Origin of the sequence: Aeromonas sp. QDB25 (genome assembly GCF_027707725.1) — a bacterium.
In the GTDB taxonomy this organism is placed as follows: domain Bacteria; phylum Pseudomonadota; class Gammaproteobacteria; order Enterobacterales; family Aeromonadaceae; genus Aeromonas; species Aeromonas caviae.
Genome location: NZ_JAPCIZ010000035.1, coordinates 14,257 through 28,271, shown reverse-complemented (window position 1 = coordinate 28,271; position 14,015 = coordinate 14,257). Strand labels below are relative to the sequence as shown.

Here is a 14,015-nt window from a genome sequence, read left to right as displayed (position 1 = left end):
ACGAAACGCCGACAGACCCTAGAATGGGCAACATTTTACTGTAATCCCTGCGTATAAATTCAAATTTTTATGCTGATAATCAACAATTGTGAAACAGATCTCACCCGGCTGGTTGGGCCAGTTGGTGATAATGTTGCTCCAGTTGATGTATCTGGGGGGCCACCTGTGGCTGCACGTAGGGGCGCAGCAAAAACAGCACCCGCAAGACCCCCTGGTAGAGCAGGGGTTTGGTGATGCGGGTGGCCGGGGCCTGGGCAATCTGGAACGGGATCCAGCAGGTGACGACCATCTTGATGGTCTGGCCGAGATCCGGCAGGTCTTCATCGCTGACGGCGATGATACCGCCTTCGCGCAGGCTTCTGAGCAGCGTCTCCACGGTGGCACGGAGCTGCTCCTGTGCCTTGAGGTATTTCTGCTGCAGAAGCTCGTCGCGACTCAGGATGTCCGGCAGGTTCGCGTAGAAGAAGCGGAACTGCCACATCAAATAGAAGATGGCATCCAGGTAGCCCATCAGATCCTCCAGTCGGATCTCGCTGCTGCGGATCGGAGTGAAGCTGTCGCTCAGGTGGCGGGCGTACTGATCGAAGATGGAGTGGATGATGTCTTCTTTGTTTCTGAAGTGGTAGTAAAGGTTGCCCGGGCTGATGCCAAGGTGTGCGGCAATGTGGTTGGTGGTGATGTTGCGCTCGCCCTGATCGTTGAACAGCTCGGTGGCGCTGTGGATGATCCTGTCTCTGGTCTTCATCGCTGGTCCCTCTGCCGGGCCCGAAGGGGAAAAGTCATCGAGGTCGAATCCCCTTGCGGCCCGTGATAAACTTTTCGGCAATTTCAAATTGGCCCACTATACACAGCTTTAACAGGCAGTCACACGGGGCCACAACGTACGCGAGGCAAACTCCATGATCGTAGTAACTGGCGGTGCTGGCTTTATCGGCAGCAATCTGGTCAAGCAGCTGAACGCTCAAGGACGGACCGATATCGTGGTCATCGATGACCTGACCGACGGCACCAAGTTCGTCAACTTGGTCGACCTCACCATCGCCGACTACATGGACAAGGACGAGTTCCAGGCGCGGATCGTCTCCGGTGACGAATTCGAGGAGTGGGATGACGGCATCGAGGTGATCTTCCACGAAGGCGCCTGCTCCGCGACCACCGAGTGGAACGGCAAGTTCATCATGGAGGTCAACTACGAGTACTCCAAGGATCTGTTCCACTACTGCATCGAACGGGAAATCCCCTTCATCTACGCCTCTTCCGCCGCGACCTATGGCGGGCGCAACGACAACTTCATCGAAGACCCGAGGTTCGAGCAGCCCCTCAACGTCTACGGCTACTCCAAGCAGCTGTTCGATCAGTACGTGCGTCGCTGGATGCCGGAGATCAACTCCCAGGTGGTGGGTCTCAAGTACTTCAACGTCTATGGTCCCCGCGAGCAGCACAAGGGCTCCATGGCGTCCGTGGCCTTCCACCTCAATACCCAGGTGAAGCAGGGTGACAATCCCAAGCTGTTCGAGGGCTGTGACGGCTTCCCGGATGGCGGCCAGATGCGCGACTTCATCTACGTGGACGACGTCTGCAAGGTGAACCTCTGGTTCTGGCAGAATCCGCAGCACTCCGGCATCTTCAACTGCGGCACCGGCCGTGCCGAGCCGTTCCAGAACGTGGCGGAAGCCGTGATCAGGCATCACCAGAAAGGCGCCATCGAATACATTCCCTTCCCGGATCACCTCAAGGGTCGCTACCAGAGCTTCACCCAGGCGGATCTCACCAAGTTGCGCGGCGTCGGCTATGACGGCGAGTTCAAGACTGTGGCCGAAGGCGTGGCCGATTACATGGCCTGGTTGAACCGATGAACGCTCCGGCAAATGTGGTTGCGCCGGGTAGTGTATTGCAGATCTGCCTTTCTCAGGGTTGGGGGGGGTTGGAGATGTACCCTATCCGGGTCGGCAAGGGGCTGGTAGAGCGAGGTTGGCGTGTGTTCGGGTTGGCACTGGCAGGTAGTCGAGTTGCCTCAGATATGAAGGCCGCTGGTTTTGAGGTGTTTGAGGCGGCATCACGCAATCAGGCCATCTTGCGCCTGCCTGCGCTGCTGCGCTGGATGAAGCAAAGCGGCATCCAGATCGTGCACTGCCACAAGTCCAGCGATCTGCTGTTGGCCGCATTACTTGGCACTATTTCCTCGTTTCGCCTCATTTTCACCGAGCATATGGGCTCAAAACGACCTAAGAAGGATCCGTTGCATCGCTGGATCTACGGCAAGGTCGATAGGGTGCTCTCCATCAGCGACGAGACACTGAGGCGCAATCGCGCCGCCTTGCCGCTCCCCGCCGAGCGTATTCAGCGGCTGTGGCTGGGCACCGAGTTGACCTCTTGCGAGGAAGAGCCAGCCCTTATTCGCGGTGAGCTGGGTATTCCCACTGGCCCGCTGATCGGGATGGTCGGCCGTTTCAGTCCCGGCAAGGGGCAGCGTGAGCTGCTTGAGGCCTTTGCCCTGCTGCGTACCGAATTCCCCGACCTTCAACTGCTGCTGGTGGGGGGGACGCTTGCCACCGAGGGGGCTGATGAGCCCTTCGTCACTGAGCTGGAGTGCGACATTACCCAGCGGCAACTCGGTGGTGTCGTGCATTTTTCCGGCTTCCGGCGAGATACCGCCCGTATGTTGCAGGCGATGGATGTGGTGGTGATCCCTTCTCATAACGAGGCATTTGGCCTCACCGTGATCGAGGCGATGGCCGCCGGTAAACCGATCGTCGGGGCCACTACCGGTGCCGTGCCAGAGGTGCTTGGTGGTGTGGGTTTATTGGCCGAGCCATTGCAACCGCAAGTTATCGCTGCGCAGATCAAGGTACTGCTGCGAGATCCTGAATTAAGTGAGCGCCTGGGGAAATTGGCTCGCGAGCGGGCCGAGCAAAAATTTGATATGTCCCTGCATCTGGATTTGTTGATTGATATATACCAAGGGTTATCTTGATGTTGTTTGCCGATATACCAAAGAGAGCCTTCTGCTTTTCTAAATCACAAATATATACCTCACTTATCTCTATGTGGTGGTCACAATCTACCATTTCAATGTTTAAATCCTATTCTATTTCCTCCGTATTGTTATTTCCCTCTATTCCGATGTATTTTGGTTATGGAGAAAAACTCGGGATAATGATGCCTTTAGAAGGTTAGTCATCAAATGAAAATTTATGTCATTAGTCTCAAGCGTTCACCAGCCAGACGCCAACGAGTCATCGAGCAAATGGCTAGTCACGGTGTTGATTTTGAATTTTTTGATGCGGTAGATGGTCAGTTTGAGCACCCACTTTTTGCTGATTATAATTATAAAAAATGTTTATGGTTGACCAGTGGCAAAATGCCGACGCGTGGTGAAATGGGTTGTTATGCCAGTCACTATTTACTCTGGATGCATAGTGTTGCCATCAATCAATCCATTGTGGTGTTAGAGGATGATGCTATTTTGCTCCCATCCTTTAAGAAGACAATTAATATGATTGCTGATGATGTAAATAAATTTGGATTTATTAGGCTGGAGCCTGTCATTCGGGGGAAAACACAGCTGGTATCCGTGCGAGAAAATTACAAAATATTGATGATGGAAGATAATTTTGGGGGAATGAGGGGCTATGCAATCTCACCAAAATCCGCTGCTAAATTAATCAAACACAGGTGGTCATTGCCTGTAGATTGTTTTGTTGGGTTAGCCTATCTACATAATATGACCTCTTATGCTATTGAGCCTAGCATTGTTGCTCATGATGAGGTTGTGCCTACAACAGTCCAACTTGGATTTTCTAAAACAGCCTGGTACAGGAAACCAAGCCGAGAGCTGTATACACTCTATAAAAAGATAATGATTAAGCTTGCCTATCTTAGAAAGACAGGAAAAGATGGATTATGATCACCATCTGTAAAAACAAAAAGATTGTAAGCTATATGTTGCATGCTTATTATCTCTTGCCAATGTTGATATTATCATGCTTGGCATTTAATACTGAGGATGGGAAACATTATATCTCTCGTCTTGTAGTGGCTATGTTTATAATTTCTCTATTTACTGCTAGAAAGATATTATGGTCAAATTTAAATAACCCTGAAATAAAGAGGATAATGTTTTTTTGGATCCTAATTGCAGTTGTTTTTGCTGGTTACCATATTTTTCGTGGAGAGGTATTTAGTGCCCCTCGTGCTATTTTAGTATCACTGCTTTACCTGCTTGTTGTGCCTTGGCATAGGATACAAAAGCAGATGGTATTGTTGGTGATATTATTTGGTGGTTGTGTTGCTGGTGCTGTGGGGCTCTATGAGTATGCGGTGTTGGATATCAGAAGGGTTGGTGGTGTCATTAATCAAATTCCATTTGCATTATACGTTGCCATTACATTGTTAATCGCCATCTATACTGTTCTGAATAATCAAAACAGAAATGTAAATTTATTGGTATGGTTGTCTATTATTGGCTCAGTCTTTGCAATCGTCATGAGCGAGGTGCGGGGGGTTTGGCTAGCACTTATTTTTACTGCGATTATATTGGTGTGTTACCAATTGAAAAAATGGACTGTGCGCCGTATGGCCTCAATGGCGGTCGTTGCATTAGCCATGTTAGTGTTGCTATCTTTAATTCCCGCGATTGAACAAAGAGTTGATGAAACCAGGCAAGAAATCACACAAATATCGGCGGGTAATAAAGATACATCTATCGGTATCAGGCTTCAGTTATGGCACTCAGCGATAGAAATAATCAAAGCTCACCCCTTGATGGGAGTGGGTACCAAAGGCTACCAAAATATAATGGAGCAGCAATATCAACAAGGTGTGATAACCAGTGCAGTTCTCTCATTTAAAAATGCACACTATCATAATCAATATCTTGATAGCTATGTGCGCTATGGTGTGCCTGGCTTATTAATAGTTTTCGTTATTTTTATGTCACCTTATTTACTGTATGGGTTGCAATGTACCCCACAGGGTTTTTTGTGTATTTCAATTAGTAGTGTGTGCCTTATTGCAGGATTAACAGATGTACCATTAATACATACAGGAATAATTTATGTAATAATATTATACTCAGCGGTAATATATCTAACATCATGTGATTATAAAAAAACACAACTATGATAAAATATTTTATTCTGGTTTGAATGTTATTTTCATTTACAATATATTGAGGTTCATGTGTCGTTTTTTTTGAACAAAATCCGCCTATGGCTTAGGAATAAAATTTATTGTCAGCCTGGAAATGAAATAAATATTTCTGGGCGAGTACGGGTGAGAAGATGCAAAATATCCCTAAAGGGACATGGCTGTTCGCTGACACTCCATCCTGATGTAAATCTAAGGGGGGTTAACATAGAGATTGATGGTATTAATTGCCATATAAATATTGGTGCCAATACGGTTGTTGGCGAGAATACATACCTTTCTTGTCGTGAAAGAGATATTAGTTTGACGATAGGTGATTACTGTATGTTTTCAAGGAATGTGAAGGTAATGACGTCGGATGGGCATGATATTATTAGAAGTGGAGAAAGGATGAATTATGCAAAAAATATAACAATTGGTAATAAAGTATGGTTGGCCGATGGCGTTGTTGTCCTAAAGGGGGGGGATATTGGGGATGGTTGTGTTATTGGAATAAATTCTGTTGTCACTAATAAGGTTCAGGGAAATACTGTCGCGGTAGGCTGCCCCGCACGAGAGGTATCCAAGAACGTTAGTTGGCGAAAAGAATTAACATATTGATATAATTGTTTTTTTAAAATTCATATCCAATAACATGAGTCAATAATAATGTATCAACGCCGCCTTCAACAATTATTACCCATACTTTGGCCTCAACTTATCTGGTTGACATTAATCCTTATGGTGGCGCGAGTCGTAATGTATAACTCCTTCGTCGAGCCCGATCTGGTGGCCGACAAGGGGGACGATCTGCTGAGGATGTGGGTCACCGGGTTGCGCTATGATCTGCGTATCGCGGGGATGGCGGTCGCGCCTTTCCTGTTGTTCGGGTTGGGACTTGCCGGTTGGAGCAAGGGCTGGGGATATCTGTGGCGCAGTTTGCCGCTGTGGTTTGGGTGGGTGGCATTTATTGTGGCTAGCGTTGCAATCGGCAATTATTTCTATTACCAGACCTATCACAACCATATCGATGTGTTCGCCTTTGGTCTGGTTGACGATGATACCTGCGCCGTGTTGGCCAATATGTGGCAGGACTATCCGGTTATTAAAGGGGGTATCGCCGCTACCCTGTTGGCACTTCCTCCTGTCTGGTTCAGTTATCGTGTCCGATCCATGACGCTGCGGCCTTGGCCGAGTGCCCTGTTCTGGGTGGTGTTGGTTCTTTCGGTCATCCTGATCGCCGTTGCCGCACGGGGTAGCGTGGGGACTTTCCCTCTTCGTCGTGCCAATGCTCAGGTTTCTGACCTGACGGTGCTCAATAAATTGACGCCCAATGGCTTGATGGCGATTGATTGGGCCATCAAGGATTATCAGGCTGATATTCAGTTTGAGATAGTCGATGCCGCCGAAAAAATAAGACTGCTTAAGGCCGCTGGGCTTGATTCATTAGCAGGACGGACCCCGATCAATACATGGCTTGCTGACCACAAACCCCATGTGGTGATGAGTCTGATGGAGAGTTTTGGCAGCAATATGCTGGCACTGGATGAGCCGGGTAAAAACGATCTGCTGGGCAGTTTGCGCGAGCCGTTCCGGCAGGATTTCGTATTCAAGCGTTTCGTGTCGGAGGGGAATGGCACCGCTCCGTCTCTGGCTGCGCTGTTTTTCCATAGCCCCATGGAGAACCTTAGCCACTCTTCGGCACAGTCCAAGGCGCTGACCGGTACGCCATTCTCTATTTATAAACAGGCGGGTTATCGCGTTATCTTCATCTCGCCAGGTAATATGATGTGGCGCAATCTGGCCAATTATTTGCCGGTGCAGGGGGTTGATGCGTTATATGACCAGAATGCCCTGCTGGAGATGTATCCGGAGTCGGCCAAGGAAATGACGGATTGGGGTGTGCCTGATGAATATGCCTATCACCTGGCTGAGAAGTTGCTCAAAGAGGCGAAACAGCCGCTCTTCATCAGTATTTTGACCGTGACCAATCACCCCCCTTATGTGGTGCCGTCCCATTATGTGCCGCAGCCGGTGGCCGTGACCGACGGGGTGCGACGTCACGCCGAAGATGGCCAGATTGATCAGCTGAATATCTTACGCACCTACCAATATGCGGCGGATGCCTTCGGGCGTTTCGTGGCTGATATCAAAGAATCTGCGCTCGGCTCCCACACGCTGATCGCTGCCAGCGGCGATCACCAGATGCGCAGGGTTAAGGCTTACTATCCCGCCGAGCAGATGCTCGATCGGGCGGTGCCTTTCTATCTCTATGTGCCGAAAGCCATTCTGGATCGGGTACCCTGGCGTTTTGAGTCGGCGCGCCCAGGCTCCCACAAGGACATCTTCCCGACGCTCTACGCCTTCAGCCTCTCGGACGTACCCTACCAGGCGCTTGGTGGACGTAATTTGTTGGCGCCACAGGACGATCCGACGCGGGCGTTTGGTTACAACGAGACGGTCTGGATTGATGCTAATGGTGCCTACCCCCTGACTGGCAATCCGGTCAGGTATCTTTGGGTCCCAGGAGAGAGTTGGTATCTGGGTGAGGCCGTACAGCCGATCGATGAGGTGCAGCGGCAGCGGATGCAGGCTTATCCGGCATTGCTGCGTTGGCAGCTTAATGCCAGAGTCGCGGGCGTGATCGCCGATGATGAGATCGAGTGAATGTTACCCCTTCACCCATAGAGAGGCACACATGTTCAAGGCTGACTGGCTGTTGCCCTTGCCCGCCGGGCTGGATCAACACCAGGCCATGTGCAACGGCACCGCTGGTCTCACAGCCGTGTCCCTGCTGGCGGCCCTTGGTTATTAGGTGGCTGCCCTGACCGGTCGCCACAAAGAGCAGGGGGGCCATACTGACCGCCTTGGGAGCGAGTCACATAGTGCCGCGCAGCGAATTGCTGGAGCTGGCCAAGCTGCTGGCCCAGATGAACTATGGCGGTCTGCGGTCTGCGGTCTGCGGTCTGCGGTCTGCGGTCTAGCGGGCGGCTTCGATCTGCCCACCAGTGTAATGCCTTTCATCCTGCGCAACGTGCAACTGCAGGGTGCATTCGGTGATGTGCCCGCTGGCGCGTCGTCAACTGGCGTAGCGGCGACTGGCGCGGGATTTGCCCGCCAGCCCAGGCGGTGACTGAGATCGGACTGGAGCAGGTGGTGGATGCTGCGAGGCCATCACGCAGGTGAAAATTGCGGGGCGCACGCTGGGGGGGGGGGCCTTAAATGGAGCCAATTGCGAGCCCCATTATTCTGGATAGACTTTGTAGGCCGGTGCACTATCCAAGGAGAATGAGCATGGGTACGCAGACGCCTGATTTCGATCTCGATGATGACTGGGAGCCGGAATCCTGGGAAGACGAGCTGGAGGAGCTGGATGACGAGAGCTGGCAGGACTATGACCCTCTCGACGATCAGTGATTCCCTGTAACACCTGAGGGCGGGCCTGGTGCCCGCCCGATTTTTTGTGTGGCGAGGGGGGCAGCCCTTGGTGAGAACGGGGCGGGCTGGTTAGAATGAACTGCTCAAATGACGCTGTACGAGGCAGGCAGCGGCTCAACAACGATTCCAACGACGCCAAGGATGAATATGCGCTCACTCGTCATCATGTTTTGTGCCGCCCTGCTCGGGGGCTGTGTTTCCAACTCCGACGACCCTTGCGAGAAGGTGTGGAGCGACGTGGGAGAGGCGGACGGCAAGCTCGGTTTTGCTGGCGATCGGGTGGCATTTCACCAGACCCAGTGCGGGGAAAAAGTGGACGTTGCCCTTTGGGAGCTGGGTCGCCAGAAGGGGCTGGCCTGGTATTGCCGACCCGAGCATCTCTATCTGGCAGGACGGTCGGGAGAGGAGTATCGCGGCGTCTGTCCCAACGACGTGCAGGCCCGTCGCCTGTTTGAACAGGGTCGCCATGGCTGGACTGATCAATAAATCAGCCTTCCTCTCTCTTCTGAAATCTTGCGTGAATCTCTTCGTGAGAAGAGGGACCTACCCTTCCTTATGTTTCAGCCGCAGCGGCTGGCACAGGTAATCCTTGTCATTGGCGCTGCGGGCACACTTGCCACACACGAATTTGGGTTTGCGCACAATCTTGCGCAGCGTCTTGAGATCGGCGGGGATCTCGTGACGGCGCCACTCACACAGCGTCTTGTGACCCATGACGTCCTCGACAGTGAATGCAACGGGTGAGAGGGGCAGGACCCCTCCCGGTGTGGTTACTGGTACAGGTATTTGGTGAAGATGAGCTCGCGGACCGCCTTCTTGCCCGTCTCCTTGACCAGCAGTTCGTTGACCTTGGCCTCACACTCCTTGCGCAGCTCTTCCCGGTTCACCAGGGACTTGATCTGTGCGCCCGTCTTGCTGCCAATCAGCCGGATGATGGCGTCGCGGATCAGGGGGTCGTGCTGCTCCAGCAACTTGAGGTCGGCAGCGTCCGTGGCCATCAGCTCTACCGTCACCCGTACATAGCCGAGGGTTTTGCCGTCGCCAAGGTAGTTGGTGATGATGTCCGGATCCAGAGCGTGATAGGCGAATCCCGGCTGGACGGCGGAGGAGGCGGGATCGGTGGCCTCTTCCTCATTGGCGAAGGCCTGTGTATTCAAGAGGGTACACCCCAGGGACAGCAGCAGAATTCTGAAGATCTTCATCTGGATGGCTCGGCAGCGACGGATGCCCCATTTTTGATGCTGCCATCGGGGCCGTCAAGCACGGATGTTCTTACAATTCGCCATTGATTTACGGATAATAAACCGGTTTTTAACCTGACAACGGAAATCTCCGGATGGTGAAGCTGTGAAGTCCGAGTTGACTGTTCCCCTCGTCCAGCTCGTCCCGTGGCGGGCGCCTGCAGAGTGCGAACCGCCCGAGGCGCTGCGTCCCTGGTTGCTGGAGGCCGATTCCATGACCCGGCGCCTGCGTCGTTACAATCATCATCTCTCGGTGCAACTGCTCGGCAATCGCGCCGTGTCGCTGACGGTGGACGAGCAGGCGCTGGTGGCGGTGTCGGCCCCCGTGGGCATGTGCCGCGAGGTGATCCTGCACGGTGATGGCGGGCCTGCCATCCTGGGTTGGACCCTGTTTGCCGAAGCGGCCTTGCAGGGGGGCGGTTTGCAGGATCTGGGAGAGCAGCCGCTGGGAGAGCGCATTTTCGGTGAGGCACCGGCGCGGCGGGATCACCTGCAACTGGCCTGTTTCGAGATAGCGAGCAATCCCTGGTGTCCGGCCGCCACCGTCTGGGGGCGTCGTTCCCGCCTGTTTCTGGGGCAATGGCCACTGCTGGTCCATGAACTTTTCCTGCCCTCGCTATCGTCTCATTCGTTGCCATCGGATAAGGAGCTGGAGTGAAGCTGTTAACCAAGGAGCGGGGACTGGCCTATGCGCAGTTGGCCCGCATCGACAAGCCCATCGGTACCCTGCTGCTGCTGTGGCCGACCCTGTGGGCGCTCTGTCTGGCGGCTGGTGGCCTGCCTGACCCCTGGATCCTGACCGTGTTCGTGGTGGGCGTCTTCCTGATGCGCTCCGCCGGCTGTGTCATCAATGACTATGCGGATCGCAACTTCGACGGTCATGTGAAACGCACCGCCGGGCGACCACTGCCCATGGGGCGGGTCGCCGAGCGGGAAGTGCTGGTGCTGTTCGCCGTGCTGGCGCTTCTCTCGTTCGCCCTGGTGCTGACGTTGAACCCGCTCACCATCAGCCTGTCCTTCGCCGGTCTGCTGCTGGCGGTCTGCTACCCCTTCATGAAGCGCTTCATCCCCATCCCCCAGCTGGTGCTCGGCATGGCCTTCTCCTGGTCCATTCCCATGGCCTATGCGGCCCAGGCCAATGCCCTGCCGCCGGAAGCCTGGCTGTTGTTTCTTGCCAACCTGCTGTGGACCATCGCCTATGACACCGAGTACGCCATGGTGGACAGGGATGACGACCTCAAGCTCGGCCTGAAATCGAGCGCCATCCTGTTCGGCCGTCACGACAAGCGGATCATCGGCGCGCTGCAACTGGCGACCCTGCTGATCCTGCTGGGGGTCGGGCAGCTGATGGGGTTGGGATCCGGTTATTACTGGGGACTGCTGGGGGCGGCGGCGCTGTTCGTCTACCAGCAGCGACTGATCCGGGGGCGGCAGCGGGAAGCCTGCTTCCAGGCCTTCCTCAACAACAACTACGTGGGGGCGCTGGTGCTGCTCGGGGTGATGGTTCACTACCTCTAACCCGCCCCCTTCCTTGATGAAAAAAGGCCGCATGATGCGGCCTTTTTGTTGGGTGTCGACGCCTCAGAGCCGGTTGCCCGCCTGGATGGTGCGGCGGATCTTGTTGCTGAGCAGCGGCACTATGTTGTCGGCCAATGCCTGGAAGCGGCCGAGATCCGGTTTGCAACCCGGATCCAGATAGCCTTCGCTGCGCAGGGTGTGGATCAGGGTGCTGAACAGCTTCTGGTCGAAGAACTCGGGGGCGTTGATGCCGTGCAGGGTACCGAGACGCTCCGCCATCATCAGGCCGTCCGCTTCCAGCTGCTCCGCCTCGATGTGGGGCTGGGCCAGCATGCGGGTCAGCACGATGGCGTAGCGCTGCAGGGTCTCCTGGATGCTTTCGGCCAAGAGCAGCAGGCGCATCTGGTTGCCGGGGTTGACCCAGTAGCCGCCGTCGCGTGCCTCGACCAGTTGCTGGCGCAACAGCTCGGCCAGCAGGGCATCGATCAGCTCCGGCAGCTCGTCCTCTTCATAGCGCAGGAAGAGTTCGGTCTTGAGCAGCGGGTAGATGTCGACACAGCGGGCGACGATCTCGCTGCGGGAGATCCCCTCGCACCGCTCGATCAGGGCCGCCACCAGGGAGGGCATGGCGAACAGGTGCAGTATGTTGTTGCGGTAGTAGGTGAGCAGGATCGCCTGATAGCGGTCCAGGCTGATGATCTGGCCCAGCTTGTCCTCGCTCACCTCGAACTTGTTGAGCTCCATCGCCTGCTCCAGCAGGGTCCTGGCGTCCTCGTCCGGCATGGTGCTGTGCGGGCTGTAGGGCACCTGCTTGAGCAGGTCCAGATAGGTGTTGAGCTGGGCCTGGAGTTCGTCCCGGGTCAGGGCGTGGCGCTCGGCGGCCAGCAGGGCCAGGGCACTCAGGGTCAGGCCGTTGACGGCGGCGGCATCGTTGATGCGGGTCATCAGCAGCTCGGCCAGCTGGTTGACGGTGGAGGCCATCCACTCGGGACGCTCCTCCTCACCGATGTGATCCTTCCAGCTGGGCACGTGCTCGTTGAGGTAATTGTTGAGGGTCAGCGGCTCACCGAAGTTGACGAAGCCACGGCCATAGTTGCGCAGCTTGCGCAGGATGCCGAGCACCTGCAGGAAGCTCTCCTTCTCCTTGCGGCTCCCCTTGAGTTCGTTGTGGTAGGTGTTCACCTCCATCACGTGCTCGTAGCCGAGGTAGACGGGGACCAGGGTGACCGGCCTGTCCAGCCCGCGCATCATGGCCTGCAGGGTCATGGCCAGCATGCCGGTCTTGGGGGGCAGCAGGCGACCGGTACGCGAACGCCCGCCCTCGGTGAAGAACTCCACCGAGTAGCCCTTGGCAAACAGCAGGTTGAGGTACTCCCGGAATACCGTGCTGTAGAGCGGATTGCCCTTGAAGGTGCGGCGGATGAAGAAGGCGCCGCCGTGGCGGAAGATGGGGCCTGCCGGCCAGAAGTTGAGGTTGATGCCCGCCGCGATGTGGGGTGGCACCATGCCCTGGTGGTAGATGACGTAGGAGAGCAGCAGGTAATCCATGTGGCTGCGATGGCAGGGGACGTAGACGATCTCATGCCCTTCCTGGGCGAGCTGACGCACCTGCTCTGCTCCGTTGACCGAGAGGCCGCGATAGAGCTTGTTCCACAGCCAGCCGAGGAAACTCTCCCCGAGGCGGATCAACCGATAGGAAAAATTGGAGGCGATCTCGTCCATGTAGCCGTGGGCACGCTTTTGCGCCTTCTCCAGGCTGATCCCTTCCCGTCTGGCCTCCTCCTCGATGGCCTGCTGGATCACGCTCGAATCCAGCAGTTGCTTGAACAGCAGGTTGCGGTTCGGCAACTTGGGTCCGGTGGCGGCCAGCTGTTGGCGGCTGAAGTGGGTGCGGGCCACCCGCGCCAGCTTGTGGGCGATGGCCTCGTCGGTGCCGTGCTTGTCCGCCATGTAGCGCAGGGAGAGGGGCGGGGAGAAGCGCACCAGGTTCTCGCGCCCTTTCAGGATCACGATCAGCGCCTTCTTCAGGCGGTTTGGCGCCAGGCTGCTGATGATGTTCCAGCCGGAGGCCTCCTCGCCTTCCCGGCCCGGGGCGCGGCCCCAGAACAGGGTGACGGGTACTACCTGGATGTCCAGCGCCGGATCCTGCTTGTGCAGGTCCAGCAGCTGGTGGAACTCCTGCAGGAAGGGGAGCGGCTTGTTGCGCGTGCCGAACAGGGGAGGCGGACGATCCAGACAGACGTAGCGTGGCAGCAGCTGACCGTTCAGTTCCAGCGGCGTGAAGGGGCCGGGCAGGCCGAGATCCTCGCAGCACTGTTGCAGGGTCATCAGGTCGGTGATCGAGCTGGTCTTCAGGGCATAGACGATGGGTCTGGCCGGATCCAGCTTGAGCTCGGTGATGGGGTTTTCCGGCAGGCTCTTGTGATTGACCAAGCCGCTGACCGGCCATTGCAGGATGGCTCTGGAAATCTTCTGTCCAAGGGACATGTGCGTCTGCTCTCCAAAAAAATGCGGCGTGAGCATAGCAAATCACCGGCTGCTTGTCGCCGAGAGGTACGATGAGTCGGCACTTCAGAGCAGGGGGAGGGACAAATGTGCGTCGGGTCGCGACAAATGCCAGTTGCGCCTTGCCTTGGCCCCAGCACTGTATATACTGCCAGTGTGCTGTATAAAAAGACAGGTGCCCATGCT

Annotated in this window: 14 protein-coding genes and 1 pseudogene; 11 read left to right on the top strand and 4 right to left on the bottom strand. The window is 55.3% G+C overall.

Annotation, left to right across the window (positions count from 1 at the left end):
* Positions 1-100 precede the first annotated feature (100 nt).
* Complete coding sequence (locus PG883_RS13415) at positions 101-745, bottom strand: TetR/AcrR family transcriptional regulator (RefSeq protein WP_010672429.1); 645 nt, start codon at positions 743-745, stop codon at positions 101-103.
* A gap of 154 nt (positions 746-899) precedes the next feature.
* On the opposite strand from PG883_RS13415, the gene rfaD reads away from it, so the two are divergent.
* The 9 genes and pseudogenes from rfaD to PG883_RS13370 all read left to right on the top strand — a co-directional run bounded on the left by rfaD (position 900) and on the right by PG883_RS13370 (position 9,051).
* A complete protein-coding gene (rfaD, locus tag PG883_RS13410; RefSeq protein ID WP_010672430.1) occupies positions 900-1,856 on the top strand; it encodes an ADP-glyceromanno-heptose 6-epimerase in 957 nt (318 codons plus the stop codon).
* Positions 1,853-2,974 (top strand): glycosyltransferase family 4 protein, encoded by a 1,122-nt coding sequence (locus PG883_RS13405; RefSeq protein WP_081250410.1) that lies wholly within the window; start codon positions 1,853-1,855, stop codon positions 2,972-2,974. The genes rfaD and PG883_RS13405 overlap by 4 nt, the downstream gene beginning before the upstream one ends.
* Positions 2,975-3,184: 210 nt before the next feature.
* Positions 3,185-3,907 carry a glycosyltransferase family 25 protein gene (locus tag PG883_RS13400; protein WP_064339113.1) on the top strand — a complete coding sequence of 241 codons (723 nt, stop codon included), beginning with the start codon at positions 3,185-3,187 and terminating at the stop codon, positions 3,905-3,907.
* Positions 3,904-5,124: an O-antigen ligase family protein gene (locus tag PG883_RS13395; RefSeq protein WP_064339114.1), complete on the top strand. Its 1,221-nt coding sequence runs from the start codon at positions 3,904-3,906 to the stop codon at positions 5,122-5,124. The genes PG883_RS13400 and PG883_RS13395 overlap by 4 nt, the downstream gene beginning before the upstream one ends.
* Before the next feature lie 57 nt (positions 5,125-5,181).
* Entirely contained in the window at positions 5,182-5,748 is a 567-nt protein-coding gene (locus PG883_RS13390; protein WP_102948994.1) for an acyltransferase, read from the top strand.
* A 48-nt stretch (positions 5,749-5,796) separates the two neighbouring features.
* Positions 5,797-7,794, top strand: a complete 1,998-nt coding sequence (locus tag PG883_RS13385; RefSeq protein WP_064339115.1) for an LTA synthase family protein — start codon at positions 5,797-5,799, stop codon at positions 7,792-7,794.
* Positions 7,795-7,831: 37 nt separating this feature from the next.
* Positions 7,832-8,384: pseudogene (locus tag PG883_RS13380) on the top strand (hypothetical protein); the annotation flags it as partial.
* A gap of 37 nt (positions 8,385-8,421) precedes the next feature.
* Positions 8,422-8,544 (top strand): hypothetical protein, encoded by a 123-nt coding sequence (locus PG883_RS13375; RefSeq protein WP_010672437.1) that lies wholly within the window; start codon positions 8,422-8,424, stop codon positions 8,542-8,544.
* A 162-nt stretch (positions 8,545-8,706) separates the two neighbouring features.
* Entirely contained in the window at positions 8,707-9,051 is a 345-nt protein-coding gene (locus PG883_RS13370) for a DUF2799 domain-containing protein (protein WP_080560357.1), read from the top strand.
* Between the two features lie 57 nt (positions 9,052-9,108).
* Here the strand turns inward: PG883_RS13370 and PG883_RS13365 are convergent, their stop codons facing one another.
* Both PG883_RS13365 and PG883_RS13360 read right to left on the bottom strand, forming a co-directional pair.
* A complete protein-coding gene (locus tag PG883_RS13365) occupies positions 9,109-9,279 on the bottom strand; it encodes a hypothetical protein (protein ID WP_010672439.1) in 171 nt (56 codons plus the stop codon).
* A gap of 56 nt (positions 9,280-9,335) precedes the next feature.
* Positions 9,336-9,767 carry a flagellar basal body-associated FliL family protein gene (locus PG883_RS13360; protein WP_010672440.1) on the bottom strand — a complete coding sequence of 144 codons (432 nt, stop codon included), beginning with the start codon at positions 9,765-9,767 and terminating at the stop codon, positions 9,336-9,338.
* 145 nt (positions 9,768-9,912) lie between these two features.
* On the opposite strand from PG883_RS13360, the gene PG883_RS13355 reads away from it, so the two are divergent.
* Together PG883_RS13355 and ubiA are read left to right on the top strand one after the other, a co-directional pair.
* On the top strand, positions 9,913-10,464 hold the full coding sequence (locus PG883_RS13355; RefSeq protein WP_042879173.1) for a chorismate--pyruvate lyase family protein: 552 nt from the start codon (positions 9,913-9,915) through the stop codon (positions 10,462-10,464).
* Positions 10,461-11,324: a 4-hydroxybenzoate octaprenyltransferase gene (gene ubiA / locus PG883_RS13350; RefSeq protein WP_102948995.1), complete on the top strand. Its 864-nt coding sequence runs from the start codon at positions 10,461-10,463 to the stop codon at positions 11,322-11,324. Before PG883_RS13355 ends, ubiA begins: the two co-directional genes overlap by 4 nt.
* Positions 11,325-11,387: 63 nt before the next feature.
* On the opposite strand, the gene plsB is transcribed toward ubiA, so the two are convergent.
* Entirely contained in the window at positions 11,388-13,811 is a 2,424-nt protein-coding gene (plsB, locus tag PG883_RS13345; protein WP_041214121.1) for a glycerol-3-phosphate 1-O-acyltransferase PlsB, read from the bottom strand.
* Positions 13,812-14,015: the final 204 nt, after the last annotated feature.